This is a genomic window from Ramlibacter sp. Leaf400 (genome assembly GCF_001424545.1).
GTDB lineage: Bacteria > Pseudomonadota > Gammaproteobacteria > Burkholderiales > Burkholderiaceae_C > Ramlibacter.
The window spans coordinates 279,990-296,809 of record NZ_LMQL01000010.1 but is presented as its reverse complement, the minus strand read 5'-3'; the positions used below and the strand labels follow the sequence as shown (position 1 = coordinate 296,809).

Annotated in this window: 16 protein-coding genes and 1 pseudogene; 3 read left to right on the top strand and 14 right to left on the bottom strand. The window is 65.4% G+C overall.

From position 1 onward, the window contains the following. Positions 1–67 precede the first annotated feature (67 nt). The 6 genes from ASG30_RS22520 to ASG30_RS12365 form a co-directional block, all read right to left on the bottom strand. The gene (locus ASG30_RS22520; protein WP_156385511.1) at positions 68–1,177 is read right to left on the bottom strand and encodes a GumK N-terminal domain-containing glycosyltransferase; all 1,110 of its coding nucleotides are present in this window, start codon (positions 1,175–1,177) and stop codon (positions 68–70) included. A gap of 156 nt (positions 1,178–1,333) precedes the next feature. Beyond that, positions 1,334–2,746: an oligosaccharide flippase family protein gene (locus ASG30_RS12385; RefSeq protein ID WP_162243732.1), complete on the bottom strand. Its 1,413-nt coding sequence runs from the start codon at positions 2,744–2,746 to the stop codon at positions 1,334–1,336. Positions 2,747–2,872: 126 nt separating this feature from the next. Then, positions 2,873–5,125, bottom strand: coding sequence for a polysaccharide biosynthesis tyrosine autokinase (locus ASG30_RS12380; RefSeq protein WP_055896718.1), 2,253 nt, complete (start codon positions 5,123–5,125; stop codon positions 2,873–2,875). 13 nt (positions 5,126–5,138) lie between these two features. Further along, complete coding sequence (locus tag ASG30_RS12375; RefSeq protein ID WP_055896715.1) at positions 5,139–5,570, bottom strand: low molecular weight protein-tyrosine-phosphatase; 432 nt, start codon at positions 5,568–5,570, stop codon at positions 5,139–5,141. Continuing rightward, entirely contained in the window at positions 5,567–6,733 is a 1,167-nt protein-coding gene (locus ASG30_RS12370; RefSeq protein WP_055896712.1) for a polysaccharide biosynthesis/export family protein, read from the bottom strand. Before ASG30_RS12370 ends, ASG30_RS12375 begins: the two co-directional genes overlap by 4 nt. A 145-nt stretch (positions 6,734–6,878) precedes the next feature. Further along, positions 6,879–9,116, bottom strand: coding sequence for a YjbH domain-containing protein (locus tag ASG30_RS12365; protein WP_055896710.1), 2,238 nt, complete (start codon positions 9,114–9,116; stop codon positions 6,879–6,881). A 145-nt stretch (positions 9,117–9,261) separates the two neighbouring features. On the opposite strand from ASG30_RS12365, the gene ASG30_RS12360 reads away from it, so the two are divergent. After that, a complete protein-coding gene (locus tag ASG30_RS12360; RefSeq protein WP_156385510.1) occupies positions 9,262–9,837 on the top strand; it encodes a hypothetical protein in 576 nt (191 codons plus the stop codon). A 68-nt stretch (positions 9,838–9,905) separates the two neighbouring features. Here ASG30_RS12360 and ASG30_RS12355 read toward each other — a convergent pair whose 3' ends face one another. Continuing rightward, complete coding sequence (locus tag ASG30_RS12355; RefSeq protein ID WP_055896705.1) at positions 9,906–11,192, bottom strand: DUF3443 family protein; 1,287 nt, start codon at positions 11,190–11,192, stop codon at positions 9,906–9,908. A gap of 249 nt (positions 11,193–11,441) precedes the next feature. On the opposite strand from ASG30_RS12355, the gene ASG30_RS12350 reads away from it, so the two are divergent. Further along, complete coding sequence (locus ASG30_RS12350; protein ID WP_055896702.1) at positions 11,442–11,801, top strand: VanZ family protein; 360 nt, start codon at positions 11,442–11,444, stop codon at positions 11,799–11,801. Positions 11,802–11,845: 44 nt separating this feature from the next. On the opposite strand, the gene ASG30_RS12345 is transcribed toward ASG30_RS12350, so the two are convergent. The 5 genes and pseudogenes from ASG30_RS12345 to ASG30_RS22135 all read right to left on the bottom strand — a co-directional run bounded on the left by ASG30_RS12345 (position 11,846) and on the right by ASG30_RS22135 (position 15,104). Continuing rightward, a complete protein-coding gene (locus ASG30_RS12345; protein WP_055896699.1) occupies positions 11,846–12,208 on the bottom strand; it encodes a hypothetical protein in 363 nt (120 codons plus the stop codon). 22 nt (positions 12,209–12,230) lie between these two features. Next, entirely contained in the window at positions 12,231–13,355 is a 1,125-nt protein-coding gene (locus tag ASG30_RS12340) for a MerR family transcriptional regulator (protein WP_055896695.1), read from the bottom strand. 186 nt (positions 13,356–13,541) lie between these two features. Then, positions 13,542–13,715, bottom strand: a pseudogene (locus ASG30_RS22140) (band-7 C-terminal domain-containing protein); the annotation flags it as partial. 221 nt (positions 13,716–13,936) lie between these two features. Beyond that, positions 13,937–14,515, bottom strand: coding sequence for a hypothetical protein (locus ASG30_RS12335; RefSeq protein WP_055896692.1), 579 nt, complete (start codon positions 14,513–14,515; stop codon positions 13,937–13,939). A 355-nt stretch (positions 14,516–14,870) separates the two neighbouring features. Continuing rightward, positions 14,871–15,104, bottom strand: a complete 234-nt coding sequence (locus ASG30_RS22135; protein ID WP_082522063.1) for a helix-turn-helix domain-containing protein — start codon at positions 15,102–15,104, stop codon at positions 14,871–14,873. 47 nt (positions 15,105–15,151) lie between these two features. Here ASG30_RS22135 and ASG30_RS12330 point away from each other — a divergent pair, with 47 nt between their 5' ends. Beyond that, a complete protein-coding gene (locus ASG30_RS12330; protein WP_055896688.1) occupies positions 15,152–15,445 on the top strand; it encodes a hypothetical protein in 294 nt (97 codons plus the stop codon). Here ASG30_RS12330 and ASG30_RS12325 read toward each other — a convergent pair. Then, positions 15,420–16,361: an SPFH domain-containing protein gene (locus tag ASG30_RS12325; RefSeq protein ID WP_055896685.1), complete on the bottom strand. Its 942-nt coding sequence runs from the start codon at positions 16,359–16,361 to the stop codon at positions 15,420–15,422. The genes ASG30_RS12330 and ASG30_RS12325 overlap by 26 nt on opposite strands. Before the next feature lie 25 nt (positions 16,362–16,386). Further along, on the bottom strand, positions 16,387–16,812 hold the full coding sequence (locus ASG30_RS12320) for an NfeD family protein (protein ID WP_055896682.1): 426 nt from the start codon (positions 16,810–16,812) through the stop codon (positions 16,387–16,389). Positions 16,813–16,820 lie beyond the last annotated feature (8 nt).

Below are 16,820 nucleotides of genomic sequence, written 5' to 3'. Positions count from 1 at the left end.
GCTGCAGGCAGATAGGGCTGCTTGATCGCCGAAAGCCCATCGGTTTGCCGATGGTGCGGGCGGGCCGCTACCGTGCGGACGCGCATTCAAAAATATCCGTGGCCACGTCTAGCCATGATTTAGCCTTGATATTGCCGCGCACTCCCTTTGGCATGTCTAGCGCGGTCTGCATAGCTGCCTGGATCGTTTCCGACTCGTTTGGCGTGTAGCAGAGCACGCGGTGATCGGTCAAGTTAGCTCCGACGAAGTCGGGCGTGATGACTGGTAAACCGAGATACATAAACTGCGCAATCTTGTTGGAACTTTCAGCCAGGTACTCCGCACCCGGCTGTCGCCTGTAGAGTGCAAGACCGATATCTGCATGCTTCATAAATTGGACGGCTTGGTTAAAGGCCATCTCGCCGTGGTAAAAGACATTCGCGCTTCTGATCGTGGGCTCAATGTTCCCCACGACATGAAAATCGATGCCTGAAAACTGCTGGTGTGCAACCTGTAGAAAATTGTTGTCATAAAGCGTCGACCCGACATACACCGCGATCGGCCTGCGACTGGTATACGGGGATGGGAGCTCAATGTCCAAAGCTGCCGTGTCAAGACCGTGCAGATGAATATGCGCGGTCGGATAACCGGAGAATCGCCTCTTGTGGAGGATCGAACTCGGTATGCTGATGCAATCAAAGCGTTCGATGATCTGATCCTCGACAGTGCGAACTGCCGGGTGGTTCTTAATCACGCGCACGTCGTCCGACACGCGGTAGATCAAAGTGGCTGACGCGTTTAGTCGGCAAACTGTATTGACATAGAATAGCGCGCAACTGCTTTCAAACACAACGTGACTGGCCTGCCGGATCGCCTCTTCGAGTTTCTTCGATGGGCGGCGGCCGTAGTACTTCAGGAAAAGCGGCGCGGTCAACGCGTTCAGCCATGGGAGCCTCAAGTCAACAGGATGGGCCGTGGTTTTTTCGACGAACCATTCAACAATTCCGTCGCTACCCGAACTCTCGACTTCGCGCGAGCGTCGGTCTTGGGCGACGTTTGAGATCAGGCTGATTCCCGTCGTCACGAATTTGACATGCCACCCAAGATTCGAGAACGCAGAGGCGAGGAAATGAAAGCCAGCCTTGCGCTGGCCTTTCCAAAGATGCGTCGTCAAGAACACGATCGTCTTATCGGTCATTTCAAACCTTATGCGATCTTTGTTGCCAGAGGATGAAAGGCACGAATTGCTCAACTGTGGGGGCGCAGATCGCGCAGCATGCGGCGCCGAGTTGTAGTCGTGCGTCTCGAGGGCGATAGCTATCGGTCCAGTTCTCCTGGCCACCAAGTGTGCTTTTCACGTCCTATTCCTCTTGCGCATTTGATTCAGAAGGGTGGAGCGTAGGCGAACCGCCTCTTCACCGATTACACCGGCCGGGCTGAGCAGAATGCATGCTGCTAAAGTGATCCAATACAAGAACACTTCAGCGGCCGTCGGCGCGAGCCAGCCTTGGATCCCTCGTTCAGCCCACGCCGCTGTCGCAGGTCCTGCGCAAGCGAGCAAGCTCAGCCCGATTCCCTTGAAGTGCCAAGCCACAAGAACACGGCCTGAAAAGCCAAAGCACTTTGTCGCGACCGCAAGCTCCATCATGTACAGGGTGAGCAATGCGCAAGTCACCCCGACGGCCACTGCCAGGGGACTGAGCGTCGCGCCGGCTATAGCGCTGAGGACAACCATCAGGGCATAGGCGACCTGAAGCCGTGCCACTGTCCACGCCCGCCCACTGCCAACCAGCGCTGCATCGAGCGGTACGGTCCCCAAACGGGCAACAAGGGCCATAAAAAAAAGCTGAGCTGGCGCGATTGCGGTATTCCAGGTACTCCCTAGGACCGCGTGCACCAACAATGGGGTACTCCACGCCAGACCAATGCCTAGCGGCAAGTGCAGCACCGATTGCATCTCGACGACACGCCCGAGCGCACTGCCCAAGCGCTCATTCTGGTCCTGCATCTTCGAGAAAACGGCCAGCAACACGCGCTCGAGCGTCATGCCTATCAGCTTCACCGGCACCATCATCAGGCTGTAGGCACGGGTGTAAATCGCCAGCGCGCCGGCGCCGAATGTGGCGCCAATGATCAGTCGATCGACATTTGTGGCCGTGAAGCTGAGTAGCCTCTGACTCGCAGTCGCGAGCGCCGTTTGCATCAGTGGCTCAATGGCTCGCCAACTCCGCGGGAGCCGGTGCATAAATTGCGCTCTGCGTAGGAGAAGGGTGCACTCAAGGGTACTTGCGATTGCGAATCCCAACACCAAGCACCACACGGACATTCCCGCGACCGCACCAGCGATGGTGGCTAGACCACCAGCAATCTGCGGCAGACTTTGGGTCATCTGGTAGTAGCGAAGATCCAAGCGTCGTTGCGTTAAAGCGCCATAGAAGCCAGCCAGCAGCCGCAGTGGAATTAGTGCACAGAGACACAACAGCACCGACGAGAGACCTGGAGATCGCATCAGGCGCTCAAGACATACCGAGCCAATGGCAAGGGTGGCCGAAACCAAGGCGCTCAGGACAAGGTATCCGGCGAACCCAGCACGAATCGTCTCGTCACTCAGATCCTTTCGCTGGATAAGCGAAACGCCCAATGTGGAGTTCGCCAAAATCCAACTCAGGTCGATGAAGATCGTGGCAGCCGCGAAGATTCCGAACTCCGCCGGCGACAGCGCGCGGCTCGTGACCACCAGCACTGCGAAGTTCGAGGCGACCAGCAAGAGCTTGCCTCCGAGGCCCCACAAAAGGCCCTCGGTCGTGATCGTGCGGAGATTGTGAGCCACCGTCGGCGGTTGCTAGTGTCGTCGGCCGTGCGCTGCTTAGCGCTGCGCAGTTGCGCCGAGCTGTCAGTTCGCTGTGTTGCCGTACGAGTAGGCGCGGTAGCGGTACCCGCCGTACTTGTACGAGTAGCTGCCGTAATGCCGGCGCGTGGTGTCGATCGCGTTCAGCAGCACGCCGGTCGGTGCCTTGCCCGCATTGACGAGACGGCGCGAGGTCTCGTGCAACTCTCCGGGCTGGGTTACTTCCGCACGCGCAACGAGCAGCACGGTCGAAAAGTGGGGCGCCAAGGAGAGCGTGTCCGCGGCCGCCAGAACTGGGGCGCTGTCGACGAGCACGAGGTCGTAGAGCTCGCCCGTTTCTTTCAGCAATTTCGAGAATGCGGGATTGAGGACGAGCTCCGCAGGGTTGGGCGGGAGCGTGCCAGTGGTCAGAAGATCCAGGCCCGGCACTACTGCCTTGTGGATCGCTTCGCTCAATGCTCGCTCGCCGACGATCACGTCGGACAGGCCACCCTTGCGTGGCAGGCCGAAGTACTGGTTGATGTGCCCGCGACGCAGGTCGGCGTCGACCAGCAGGACTCTCTTGCCAGTGGATGCCAGCAGGGTTGCCAGGTTGACCGAGACGAAGCTCTTGCCCACGCCCGGGGTGGCGCCGGTGACCAGGATCCGGTTATTCGCCGCATCCAGCATCGTGAACTGCAGCGCGGTTCGCAGGCTGCGCAGGCTCTCGACCGCGATGTCATGCGGCGACGCTGTCGCCAGCACATGCAGCCCCGGCTGCTTGGTGCGCACGCGCTCGGCCACGGCCAATTGCAGCTCGCTCTTGGGAATGGTGCTGAGCACGTTCAGGCCGAGCTGTGCCTCGATCTCCTGGGCGGAGCGGATGCCACGGAAGAGGGCCGCCCGGGCAAAGGCAATCAGTGCACCCCCGATCAGACCGAGCGCGATGGCCAGCATCACGGTGAGTCCTTTGCGGGGTTTGACAGGGCGCTCCGGAACCACGGCCGCGTCGAGCAGGCGCACGTTGCCGATCTTTCCTTCGCGCACCAGCTGCAGCTGCAGGGCGTTGTTGCGCAGCTGGTTGTACAGCTCGTTGTTGAGCTTGACGTCCCGCTCCAGCCGCAGCGCATCCTGCTGCACCGTGGGGAGGCTGCGCACCCGGGAGTTCAGGCCGGCGATTTCCTTGTCGAACGAGGCAATCTGCGCGTCCAGCGTTTTGATCGACGGGTGTTCTGCCGTGAACTTGGCAGCGAGTTCCACGCGCTTCTGTTGCGCCTCGAGCAGCTTGGCCTGCAGGTCCACGCTCTGCGCCAGGATCAACTTGGCTTCCTCGTCGAGCGCCACCGTGCCTTGCTTGTTCCGGTAGCGGTTGTAGGCATCTTCGGACTGCTCCAGCTGCTTTTTCAGGTCCGGCAGCTGCCGATCCAGGAAGTCGAGCGTCTTTTTGGCCTCGGCAGCCTTTCGCTCGATGTTCTGCCGCACGTACTGGCGCCCAATTTCGTTGAGGACAGTCGTCAACTTCTCACGGTCGCTGTCCTGCAGCGACACTTCGATGATCCCGGACTGGCGGCCTTTCTCCAGCAGCTTCAGGTCGTCCTGCAGTGCCTCCACGACCTTGAGCCGGGACTGACCGATGACGGTGAACTGCGCACCGGGCTTACCGGCGAGCTCGGCAACCTTCACCACGAACTCGCCGCCCGCATCTCCGAACCTGAGCTCGGTTCCGACCTTGCCCGTCGCGGGCTTCGGCAGGTCGGGATGCTCGAGGGTGAAGCTTCCCTCCTTGCCAACGGTCACGCGAAACTCGTCGCCCTCGAACGAGGCAGGAACATTGAAGCGCTCGACCTCAATGCGTTCGGCGCCGCGCACCCAGCCTCCAATGCCAAGGACGCCAGGATCCGACAGGCCAGTGGCCCGGCGCGCGAACCACTCGCCGATGACGGGAACGTAGCGTGGGCTGGCGGCGATGTAGAGGCGGGTCGCGTCGACGGCCTGGCCGACGATCATGCGCGAGCGGATGATCTCGATCTCGGCGGAAGCGGGCGTCTTCACGTCGAACATCGTCGCGGCTTCGCCGAGGAACGATTTGGCAGAACTGCCGGAATCCTCGACCTGGATCAGCAGGTTGGATTCGTAGATCGGCTTGGCGAGTAGGGCGTATCCAACGCCGAGCAGCGCCGCCACGAGCGTGATCGCTGCAATCAACCAGCGGTTGTCAACGACGATGTCCCAGTACTCGAGCAGACGGAACTCGTCCTCCTCCATGGGCTGGACGGCCGCGTGTGCGAGTTGCTGTTGCAGGGGATGCGGAGCATTCATGACTGGCTTTCGTTCAGCAGCGGCGCAGCACGCGCTGCCACTCGTCCACGTTGCTTTCAAGCTTGGTGAGGACCGCGTGGAACACCGGCTCCGGGCGTCGGTAGGGATCCTCCACGTCCGCTGCGGCTCTCTCGGCAATCCGGAAGACGCGTCCGCGGACTTCGGGGTAGAGGTTGGATAGCCGCTGCTTCTGCTCGGTGTCCATCACGAGGATGAGGTCGGCGCGCAGGCAGTCGGAGCGGGTGACTTGCGAGGCACGGTGGCCCCTGATGTCGATGCCTCTGTCGGCCAGCAGCCGGACGCAGATGGGGTCGGCCGGCATGCCGACGAGCGCGCCCAGGCCCGCGGAACGCAACTCCACCCCGGGCAAGGCCTCGCGCAGCAGACCCTCGGCCATCGGGCTGCGGCAGATGTTGCCTTCGCAAATCACCAGGATGCTTTTCATCGGAACGGCGCCGATCCCTGGTTCAGCGCGCTAGCAGAGGGCAGGATCAGTGAAACGATGCGGTTCCAGTTCACCAGCGGGACCGGATCGATGTAAACCACGTCCTTCGGTTGCAAGGCGAAGGTTTCCGCCAGCGCCAGCGCCGTCGGTGCGGCCGCGTTCAGGTGGAACACCGCTGGAGCGCCAGCCTGAGCAGTGTTGCGGATAACGTAGATCTGGCTGGTGTTGGCCGTGGTCAGGCTCGGCCCGCCGGCTTCGCCGAGCGCCTCATTCAGGCTCAGGCGACCGTTGCGCATTTGCAGCGCGGAAGGCCGTGCGATCTCGCCGGCCACGAACACCTTGCTCTCGTCGCGGCTGCGCACCGTAACCAGGTCGCCGCTCTCCAGCAGGATCTGGTTGGGGTTGATGCCCAGTTCCTGGAACTGCATCAGGTTGACCACCGTGGTCTGGTTGTTGCGAGTCAGGAGCACGGACGAGCGGTCGCCCGCGGCCGTGATGCCGCCCGAGCGGTTGATCGCCTCCAGGATCGTCATTGGCACGTCCGTGAAGATCTGCATGCCCGGGGTGCGTACTTCGCCGTCCACGTACGCGCGGCGGCTGCGGAAGGAATTGATGCGCACCGAGACCTGCGGGTCCTTGATGAAGCGCGCGATGCGGTCGCGGATCAGCTCCGAGGCCTCGATCTCGGTCAGACCCTGCACCTTGATGCGGCCGACGAAGGGGAAGGACACCTGGCCGTCTGCGCCGACGATGAAGCCCGGCGCGGCGCTGATGCCGGTCGGGTCGACCTGCTGGCTGATGACGGCCCCTGCGTTCGGCAGCAGTTCGGGGTGGTCGTAAACCACGATGCTGATGACGTCGCTGGGGCCGATCGTGTACGGCTTGGGAACGGCGAACAGTTGCTTCACCTCCGTCGGGACTTCACGCGGGCGGGCCTGCTGTTGCGCCTGCACCAAGGCCGGCGTGATCGGCACCACCACCCCTTGAGGCGGGTTGTCGACGTCGCCCGGCACGTACTGACCCAGGGTGATGCTGGTGCGCGTCTTCGGGTCGGCGTAGTCGAATCCAGGCGCCGTGACCACGGCGCAGCCGTGGAGTAAGGCGGCCGCCAGGAGCGGGAACGCCGCGCGCCGGCAAACCACGGCGAAAGCACCTCTGAACATGGGTCCTGGATCCTCTTGGAATGTTTTTTGTTACAGGCAGCCGCTGACTTTAGCTCATGGTTGAGCTCTCAGCGATGTGCTTGTGCGGTGCGGTCCCGGCACACAGCGGAACCGGGCACTTTGTCATGCCGCTGTGCAGCAAACGTCAGCGGGCGGCGTCGCGGATGCGGCGGATGTTGTCCTCGAAGTACGCGAGGCTCGAGCGGTCGGAATTGAATGTGGCTTCCAGTCCAGGCACGGGCGGGCGAACGCCGGTGCCAAAGGCCTGCGGGTTGCCGCCTCTAGGCTCGCGGAGGGTGGTCTCCACGGCATGCGAGATGCGGGGCGTGCCGCCCACTTGCAGGTGCGGCACTGGGTTCCAGTCGCGCCGCGGGCCGATCGGCAGGGAGAGCGCGATGCCGGCCACCTGGCGCGTGCGCTGGCCATCGAAGGCCGAGCGCCGGTAGTAGACGCTGACGGAGGTGTCGGCGAACCACTGCCGCAGCCCGAGCTGCAGACCACGGTCGTTGAGCATGAACTGGCCGGCAGTGAACTCAAGGTCGGTGCGGGTGGCCATCACGCTGTAGCGGTAGCTGCCCAGCAGCGGATTGGCCCGGCGCAGCGGGCCGAGCGCGCCGCGGCCGTCGTCGAAGTCGTTGTTCCGGAACAGCCCCGCCTGGGCGGACAAGCGGTGCCGGCCTTCGCCCGGCTCCCAGCGCAGTTCGCCCAGCGCGCCGTCAAAGAAGGTGCCGATGCGGCCCACGGTGGCCTGGGCGGTGAGGGCGCTGGGCGCCCAGCGCAGGCCTTGGCCGGGCGGCAGCCACTGCTGCAGCGGCACGCGCAGGGTCTGGGTGAACGACAGGCGCTCCAGGCCCGAGGGGATGCGGCGGTTGAAGAAGGCGCGGCCTTGTTCGAAGTCTTCGGTTTCGGTGATCGGCAGGTTCACGCCGGCGTCCACGCTCGCGCCCGCCCACAGGGGCAGCTGCGCCGCGACGTTGGCGCCGACGGCGTAGTCGAACGCACCTACCTCGGTGCCCACCGTCGTCCGCAGCACGGGGCTGACGCGCACGCGCACCGTCTGCCAGCCCGGCTTCTGGCGCTGGACCACCCACTGCGCGCCCGCGTGCAGCGGCTCCAGAGGCAGCGTGCCGGGTGTCGACAGCTGGCCGGCCGTGCAGGTGTTGGTGGGCTGCTCGATCCATTCGCGCAGGCAATCGGCCTGGCCGGTCACGCCCACCAGCGGCACCTGGCGCTCGGTGAGGATGAGGCGATAGCCGCTGCGCAGCTCGCTTAGGCTGCGCGCCACGGCGCCCAGGGCCGCGCCCAGGGCATCGGCGGAATTCCAGGTGTAGCTCGCGTTGTTGGCGCGGACGGCCACGGTGCCGTCTTCCATGCGGCCGACCCAGATGTCGTCCAGGCCCTTGGCCTCGAGCGCGTCGGCCAGGGTCCGGAGCTGGGCGTCGGTCGCGGGTTGGACAGCGCGCGGCGCCACGGGGGCAGGTGCAGCAGGCGTCGGTGTTGCGACGGCCGGCGGGGCAGGGGGCGTGGCCGCCGGCGGCACCGCTGCGGCCGGCGCGGGGATGCGCGCCTCGTACGCGGGCAGCGGCTGCTGGCCGGGCTGCAGCGCCGGCAAGGGCGCTGCGGTGCGCCCCGGAAGGGCCGGCACCTTGTAGAGCGGGATCGAGAGCGAAGCGCCCCACCAGGTGCGCTCGGTGAGGTTGTTGGCGTTCAGGCGCGCATTGGCGCCGGCCGACAGCGACCAGCCTTCGGGCAGCCATTGCGCGGGCGCGAAGACGCGCACGCCTGCCCAGGCATTGCCGTCGGCGTACTCAATGTGGCCTCGTACCAACGGGATCGGCTGCCAGGCGACAGCGGCAAATGGACCATGCAGCGGAGAGCGGGATCCATCCCGACCGGGCCCGCTTCGGCGAGCCACGCCCGCGCTGCTTTCGAGCGATCCTTCGGTGTATGTCAGCACGCCGTAGTACGTGCGGAAGAACGTGACTGCGCCGCCGATGTCGGTGGCGCCAGCGGCGAGGCGGAAGCGGTTCGTCGCGTCCAGGCCGATCGCCACTTTGCCGGACGCGGATAGGTCTCGCGCACCGCAGCCGGGACGCTGCAGGCAGCTCGCGTCCAGGCTGTTGGTCGCCAGGCGGCCGGCGATCTCCGCGTTGGGGAACAGCCCGAACCCCAGCACGTAATTGTGGCCTGTGGTGTCGCGGACGATGCCGGCAAGTTGGTTCTCGTAGGCCGCTTCCAGGCGTCCCCACGAGAGCAGGTGGGCATTGGGCGTGAAGCTAAGGCCGGTGTACCCGGCGGACGTCATCGTGGTGTCTACCGCGGCGGCAGGCAGGGCCAAGAGGCCGAGCGCCAGGGTCGAAAACTTCTTGGGGGGCAGGCGCATGGCGGGCGCGATGTTACTTGCAAGGCACAGTCAACCAACTTTTGGCCTTGCAAACTCATCAGGCCTATTTACGCCCTGATACAGCTGAGGTACTCTCCGGCACTGAACCCAACTGAACAACCCAAAGACACGAGGTAAGAGGGAAATGCGAATTTCGAAGTACTTGCTGGCCACCCTGGCTGCCGCGGCCCTCGTGGCTTGTGGCGGCGGCAGTGGCGATGACACCACCGCCGTGGCGGCGGACGTGCCGCCCGTGGCGATCAATCCCCAGACGGGCGCTGTGGCTGCACAGGCCCTGAACGCCCAGCCGATCTCGTTTGCCAGCGGCGTGCCGTCCTTCGGCACGACCGGCCAGGCCACCACCCTGACCATCACCGCCGGCGCTACGCCCACCTTCGGCGTGTCGGCTGGTGGCAACACCGCCACCGGCAACCTCGGGTTCGGCTCGTGCATCTTCACGGTGACGGCTTCGACGTTCACCGCGCCGCACCCGCTGCAACTGGGTGCCAGCGTCACCGTTGCCGACTGCGCGATCGACCTGAACACCGCCAACGTCACGGCCGAGGGCGGCTCCGCCACCGTGCAGGCCACCGTGTCCCTGAACGGCACCGTGTCGGCGCCCGTCACCACCACCGTGGTGATCCAGTCCAACGGCGATGTGCTGGTGGGCGGCAACAAGATCACCAGCGCTTCGGTGACCCAGGTGACCGGCGGCTCTTGATTCACCGCGCGTGAATGCCAAGGGCCCGGTTCTTCCGGGCCCTTTTTCTTTGTGCTGTTGACTCGGGCTCAGAACGCCCAGTAAGGCCCCGGCCCCGCCGGCGTCGCCGCCCCTTCGATCGCCACGTGCACCACGCGGCCGAAGAAGAACGGCAGCCCCCAGTTCACGTGGTGCGGCAGCCGGCCGCCGCCGGCGATGCTGGCGGCGATCGCATCGGCGTTGACCCGGTCCGGCGCCTCGAAGGCGAAGTCGATGTCCTTCGCAACGCCCTCGGCCGAGGTGATCGTCGCCGTCAGCCGGCCGGGCTGGGGCGGGCAATAGAACGCTCCGCACAAGGGCAGCCCGGCATCCGGGAAGCGCACGCTGTTGGTCCCCGTGTCCAGGAAGGCGCGGTGCGTGGCGCCTTGGTAGGTCGTGCTCAGGAACCCCTCCGCATCCGGCGCGAACACCCTCGCGGGTCCGAGCGGGTTGTTGGGCCGCGACCCGATGCCCAGGATCGCCGCGCCGGCGACCATGCTGGCGCCGCCCGCCGGCACGGCCGGCAGCAGGATGGCCAGGCCGTTGTTGTCCGCCGGCAGGGCGGCGATCGGGTTGCCGACCTGGTTGGCGCGCGGCACGGAGGTCGCCGTGCACGCCCCGCCCGAGCAGGCGAAGTAGATCGCCGGCGGCGCGACCCGCTCGCAGGCGGCGCCGCAGTCCTGGCGCTGCGGGCCCACGCCGAGGATGCCGTTCGCGTCCAGCACCAGGCTGAGGTCGTTGCCCACGCCGCAGGAGGCGGGCCGGGGGCGCGCGGGTGTCGATGGCTCGTCGTACACCTGGACCGACACGGCCTGGGTGCGTTGGCCGGCGATCCGGACTTCGGCCCGCCGCACCGATCCCCAGGTGACGCCGCTGGCGAACTGCAGGCACTGGCCCACCGGGGCGCCTTCGCCGGTGGTGAGGGAGGGGAGTTCGACGCGGCTGCCCAGCGCGGCCGCGTCGATGCGCAGGCCCGAGGAGCCGGTGTCCAGCAGGACCTTGTCGATCGTCTGGCAGGTGGCGGTGCCCGGCAGGCAGACCGTCACGGAGACGAAGGGGGTGTTGAAGGCCGTGCCGCGCGGACCTCGGCCGAGTTCGATCGGCAGCACGTTGGGCGCGGGCGTGACCTGAAGGAGGGCGGGTGGGCTGGTGGCGAGGGCCAGCCGGGGCTCGGCGGGTGGAGGCGCGTCGGGGTTGCTGCCACCGCCGCCTCCGCCTCCACATCCGGCCAGCACCACGAGGGCCAGCACCATGGCCGCGGGCGCGGCGGTCCTGCGGGTGCAGGCGGGGTTCGACGCGCTTGCGTGCAGCGCGTCCGGCATCGGACTGATGGCCATGTGCCTCCCTGGGCAGCGCGGGTTCTCGCCCGCTCAGGAAGATTCTTCGGCCGAGGTAGCGACACCGTGTGTTGCACAGGTAAGCCATAAGCCTCAGCCATGTCCGCGTGTAACGCTGAGGCATTAAAGGCGCGCGGTCGAGCATGGAACAATGGTCGGCAACCGTCCACCGCCATTCCCCGGCTCTTCCATCCAGTGCAGTCACGCCCCCCTTCCTCCGCAGCAGCCCACCTGAGGTCCCGGCCCGCCGTGGTCTTCGCGTTCGTCATGCTGATGTGCATCCTGGTCGCCACCCTGATGCCCGTCGGGCCCAAGAACGATCTGCTCAGTCCTTTCCCGGCCTACCTGCACATTGACAAGGTGGGGCACTTCCTGGGGTTCGCCTTGTTGGGCGGTGCGCTCCACCTGACCGGCCGGGTGAGGGCACGGTTCGCGCTGGCGGGGGTGCTGCTGGTGGGGACGCTGACCGAAGCGCTCCAGTTCCTGGCGGACGGGCGCGCGGGGCGGGTGCGCGACGTGCTGATCGATACGACCGGTGGCGCGCTGGGGATCGCCGTGGCGGTGGTGCTGCTGGGACTGCGGGCGACCGGGAAGAAAAGGGCGGGCTGACCTGAGCCGTCAGGAGGTGAAGACCTCCAAGGCCGGCGAGAGGATCAGGACCTTCCCAGCGGGCTCGGCCTCGACCGCAGCCCCTGCGGCAGCAGGTCGTCGAACATCTCGCTGACGGACGCGATCTTCTCCAGCGATGCCGCCTCGCCCAGCGTCCTGGACATCAGCGCCATCAGCTCGCCGCGCATGAACCACAGCGACTCCACGCTGTCGGCGTAGCGCAGCCGCCGCCGCAGGATGGCCGCGCGCTCGTCGGTCTGCGAGGACAGCAGCTCCACCATCCGGGTGCGGATGTCCTCGATGCTGACCAGCGTCTCTTCGTCGTCCTCGTCGGGTCGGTGCCCGCTCAGGCTGGCGCTGAAGATGGCGTGGAGGCTGTTCCGCAGATTGGGCTTGAACCAGCGCATGGTGTGTTCCTTCCTGGTGTCCTCAGGCTTCGGGCCTGGCCGGCAACTGAGTCGAAGAAGGCGGCAGGACCGTTGCCAGGTCCAGCAGTTCGGAGACGGGGAGGTCGGCCAGGGCGGCGGGGACCGCCGGCGAGCCTGCAAGGGGGGCGGCCAGGTCGGCCAGGCGGGAGAAGCTGGAGAGCACGCGCCGATCAGGCCCCACGCGGCCGGCGCGCGGAACGCCGAAGGTGATGCGGCGGCGCTCTTCGGCCGACAGCTTGCCGACCAGGTTTCGGGTGATCCAGATCGCGCCTTCGCGGGCCGAGCGCGACAGCTGCGCCGCGTGGTCGGCGGCGCCGCCCACCACGGTGAGCTCCAGCGGCTCGGACAGGCGCAGGGCGCCCAGCCAGTCCTGGCCCTCGTCCACGCCGGTGTTCATGCACAGCTCGAAGTCCCAGCCCTTGCGGGCCTGCCAGCGGCTGCTGATCTGGCGCATGGACTCGCGCGCCTGGTGGGCGGCGGCCAGCGCGTTCCACAGGTGGCTGGCGGGCGGCTGCAGCGGCAGGAAGTGGCAGACCATGCCTTCGCCCGGGTGCTTGCCGTGGCGGCCGCCATGCATCGTGAAGATGCGGTCCAGCTCCAGCCAGACCTCGTTGACCAGCTCGAAGTACTCGCCCGCCGGCAGCTGCAGCCACAGCTCCCCGGCGTCCTGCAGAGTGCTGACCAGGACGGCCACGGGGGTGAGGATGGGCGCCGGGATGCGGCGGCGGGCGGCGGGGTCGGCGGCCGGAGGCGGCGAGGGCGCGGGCGCCGGAGCGGGATGCACGGCCGCGGGCCGGACCGGGGCGGGGGCCTCAGTCGCGAACGGCGGCGTGGGTTCGGCGACCCGCTGCGGGGCGGCGGGCTGCGCGGCCGGCAGCGCAGCGAGCCGGGCGCCCCCGGCCAGGTGGCCGGCGATGCGCGAGATGCTCCAGCCCTGTTGCTTGAGGCGCTGGATCTCGGTGATGCGGTCGACCGTGTCGTCGGGGAAGTAGCCGATGCGGGGCGCGGCGCCGTGCTCGGGGCCGGGCGGCAGCACCTCGGGACGCGGCAGCAGGCCGCTCCCGATGTAGTTGTTCAGGGTCGCCCGGGAAATGCCCGTGCGCTCCAGAACTTCCTTGCTGCTCAACACATTCGACCTCTGTCCAAGTGACGTTGGACAGTAGATTGAACTGTCTTAGGTCATCTGTCAAGACAGACTAGGCAGTTTTGTGGCATCTGGTCGACGAACGGTGTCTGTCTAGGCTCGGCTTGCCCGGTGTACAGATGGTGAGTTGAACTTAGACAGTCATCTGGACAGTCGATTGGACAGATGTCAAGCCGACGGCTTCCCCGCCTGCAACATCCGCATGGCGGACGCGATCAGCGCCGACACCTCGCTCATGTTGCCCGGGATGATCAGCGTGGTCTGCGACTCGTTGGCCACGTTGCGGAAGGCGTCCACCGCCCGCTCCGCCACGTTGAGCTGCACCGCCTGCTCGCCGCCCGGGGGCCCGGCGACGCGGGCGGAGGCTCACCCACCTGAGGGCGGGTATTGACCGGCACGTCGCAAGAACTGTCTAAGGGAAACGACAAAGGGGTTGGATCGCTCCAACCCCTAGGTGCTACAATCCGAGCCTCTAGTTCGCAACACTAGCGGCTAAGCTCCAACAAGACAGCTTTACCTTCGGGTCGCTGTCCATGTGTTCTTAGCACGATGGATTCCTTTCATCAAATTAAGTCTTGCCCAGACTCAGTTGCACCAGAAAGGCCGGCCTCACCCGGCCTTTCGCCTTCTTGCCTTGAGATGAAGGCAAGTCCCTTGTCGGTCAGCTTGTGATAGCCCTCGCGGCTACTTTCAAGCAGGCCGTCGTTCTTAAACGTCCAGACCTCGGACCGCATGCGACGCGAGTCAAACTCCGGGTAATGCTTCTCCCTGAGTTCCTGTAGAGCGTCGGACAGCTTGCGGGCCTCCCCAAGCGTGTAGAGCGCCAGGATGGTTCGCTTTACTTCTCCCTTTTTTCGGCGTCCCCCATCGAGCAGCGGGACGTTGGTTGCAATCGCATAGCTGCCTTGGTTGAAGACCCGTTCGGCATGGGGAGCAGCCGGGGTGGGGGTAGGGGAGGGCACAGCCGTTCCGCTGAGCGTCACCGTCGGGAGAGTCACCTTGGCATTGAGGAAAGCCTCGATGTCGCTCCCCGCGCGCATTCCGACTAGCGTTTGAACGCGATGCTTCAGCTTGGCAACCTCGGCTTCGAGGATGCGAAGCTTCGCTTGCTCCTGTTCAATGAGGGTGTCGAGCGGGTCCATAGGCGTTATGGTATTCCAACTCATACCCCGTGGGTAGTGGGCTGCTGGCAGAACATCCAGTAGGAGCAAGGAAATCGGCGTCCAACTGAGCCGGGCCGGGCTTATGTTGCGCGCCTGATCATCTTTTCGCAAGAAACAACCAGATTCTCGCTTAAAAAAACAAGAAATGAGCGGAGCCGCTACGGATGGCTGTTCGCTGGTACGCGAGGGAAGCTTGCGACAAACCCTTAGCCAGCGCGTTCGGCCCTGTTCGTCTGCGAGGGGTCCGTCGAACCCTATGGCAGTTGCTTATGTTGGATAAGCAGCGTGCGTTTGCGCGTTTGAACGTGCCAGGGGGTGGGCAGTCTCGGCTTAGCTACGCCAAGACTTCATTCAGAACAGCGACCGGAGAAACGCCGAGCCCCTTACATACCTCAATGAACTCCAACACGTCCAGATGGCGCTGCCCGCTCTCGTACTTACTGACGAATGACTGCGGGCGACGAAGTCTCACTGCCAAGTCTGTTTGCGTCATGCCCGATCGCGATCTGGCTGTCGTAAGAGCACGGCGCAGCTTCTTATAGGTTGGCGAATCAAGGGCATGAGGCACGGCGACGACTGTGCCCGGCAGTGTGCGTTATCCCGAATTGGGATAATATGTGCTACCAAGAACTGGAGCGACAAAACGTGCTAATCGGCGAGCAGGAGACTGGGCGCGTCAAGGGCGTCATCATCAGCGCAAGCGGGATCAACGGCATAAGCGTGACAGTCAATGGTCGGACGGCACGCCTCGCTGTCGTTACTGCGGATGGCGAGATCGTCACCGGTGACGCCATTGCGAAGGAAGTCTTCAATGTCTCGGTGAACGCCTATCGCGACTTCTTGCGCGGCATGGGCTACCTACACACCCATAGCACGCCCCCCCCTACTGACCGGGCCGACCCGCGCTGATCACAGAGCTTTGAACGCCTGAGATCATCTTCATTGCGGATGCAATGAGCCCGGACACTTCACTCATGTTGGCCGGAATGACCAGCGTCGTGGTCGAATCCTGAGCCACTCTGCCGAATGCGTCCACAGCGCGTTCGGCTACTTTCAATTGGACCGCCTGCTCGCCACCGGGCTGGCGGATAGCCTCCGCCACCTTGCGAATGGCCTCGGCGGTCGCGTCCGCTACGGCGATGATCGCAGCCGCTTCGCCGTGGGCTTTGTTGATCTCAGCCTGCCTTTCGCCCTCCGAACGCGCGATAGAGGCTTCGCGCTCGCCGGTGGCGATGTTGATCTGCTCTTGGCGACGGCCCTCGGAGGCCGCGATCAGCGCGCGCTTCTCGCGCTCAGCCGTGATCTGGCGCTGCATGGCGTGGAGGATCGCTTCGGGGGGCGTCAGGTCCTTGATCTCGTAGCGAAGGACCTTTACGCCCCAATTGAGGGCTGCCTCGTCGATGGCCGCCACGACCGAGGCGTTGATCATGTCGCGCTCCTCGAACGTCTTGTCCAACTCGAGCTTGCCCACCACGCTGCGCAGCGACGTTTGGGCGAGCTGGGTGATTGCCACTATGTAGTTAGAAGAGCCGTAGCTGGCGCGCATAGCATCTGTGACTTGAAAATACAAGATGCCATCAATTTGTAACTGCGTGTTGTCGCGGGTGATGCAGACCTGGCTGGGCACGTCCAGCGGGATCTCCTTGAGGCTGTGCTTGTAGGCCACCCGGTCGACGAAGGGCACCAGGAAGTTCAGGCCCGGCGACAGGCTGGCGTTGTACTTGCCCAGCCGCTCCACCACCCAGGCGTGCTGCTGGGGGACCACCTTGACCGAGCGGACGACGAAGATGCCCGCGATCACGAGCAGGACGAGAGCGATTTCCATGGGTTTCTTCTCCGGGGGTTGTTGTTCAGATCTTCTCGACGACCAGGCGGTTGCCGACCACCTCTCGCACGCGGTGGGTGCCGATCAGGGGAGCGGCGCCGGGCATTTGCACGACGGTCCAGCTGGCGCCGCGGTAGCGCACCTGGGCGGTGCCGTCGGCCTGCCAGGCGTCGACCACCACGGTTTCGCCCACGTCCAGGTTGACGTCGGGGTTGGCGGAGGCCGTCGGGCCGGCGGGTTGCCGGCCGCGCACCAGGTGCCAGCCGACCACCGCGCCGCCGCCCACCAGGGCCGCGGCCAGCAGCTGCACCGTCAGCCCGGCGCCGGCATGGGCGGCCAGGGCGCCGGCCGCCAGGCCGATCGACAGCATCAGGAGGTAGAACGTCCCCGTGACCAGTTCCAGGGCCACCGCGGCGCCCGCGAGCAGCCACCACACCGTCGAATCCGCCATCCTGGGCC

Bases quoted from the DNA above. Each gene is read 5' to 3' on its own strand.
- ASG30_RS22520 (WP_156385511.1), bottom strand. From the start codon at position 1,177: ATGACCGATAAGACGATCGTGTTCTTGACGACGCATCTTTGGAAAGGC.
- ASG30_RS12380 (WP_055896718.1), bottom strand. From the start codon at position 5,125: ATGAATGCTCCGCATCCCCTGCAACAGCAACTCGCACACGCGGCCGTC.
- ASG30_RS12375 (WP_055896715.1), bottom strand. From the start codon at position 5,570: ATGAAAAGCATCCTGGTGATTTGCGAAGGCAACATCTGCCGCAGCCCG.
- ASG30_RS12370 (WP_055896712.1), bottom strand. From the start codon at position 6,733: ATGTTCAGAGGTGCTTTCGCCGTGGTTTGCCGGCGCGCGGCGTTCCCG.
- ASG30_RS12365 (WP_055896710.1), bottom strand. From the start codon at position 9,116: ATGCGCCTGCCCCCCAAGAAGTTTTCGACCCTGGCGCTCGGCCTCTTG.
- ASG30_RS12360 (WP_156385510.1), top strand. From the start codon at position 9,262: ATGCGAATTTCGAAGTACTTGCTGGCCACCCTGGCTGCCGCGGCCCTC.
- ASG30_RS12355 (WP_055896705.1), bottom strand. From the start codon at position 11,192: ATGGCCATCAGTCCGATGCCGGACGCGCTGCACGCAAGCGCGTCGAAC.
- ASG30_RS12345 (WP_055896699.1), bottom strand. From the start codon at position 12,208: ATGCGCTGGTTCAAGCCCAATCTGCGGAACAGCCTCCACGCCATCTTC.
- ASG30_RS12335 (WP_055896692.1), bottom strand. From the start codon at position 14,515: ATGGACCCGCTCGACACCCTCATTGAACAGGAGCAAGCGAAGCTTCGC.
- ASG30_RS12330 (WP_055896688.1), top strand. From the start codon at position 15,152: ATGTGCTACCAAGAACTGGAGCGACAAAACGTGCTAATCGGCGAGCAG.
- ASG30_RS12325 (WP_055896685.1), bottom strand. From the start codon at position 16,361: ATGGAAATCGCTCTCGTCCTGCTCGTGATCGCGGGCATCTTCGTCGTC.
- ASG30_RS12320 (WP_055896682.1), bottom strand. From the start codon at position 16,812: ATGGCGGATTCGACGGTGTGGTGGCTGCTCGCGGGCGCCGCGGTGGCC.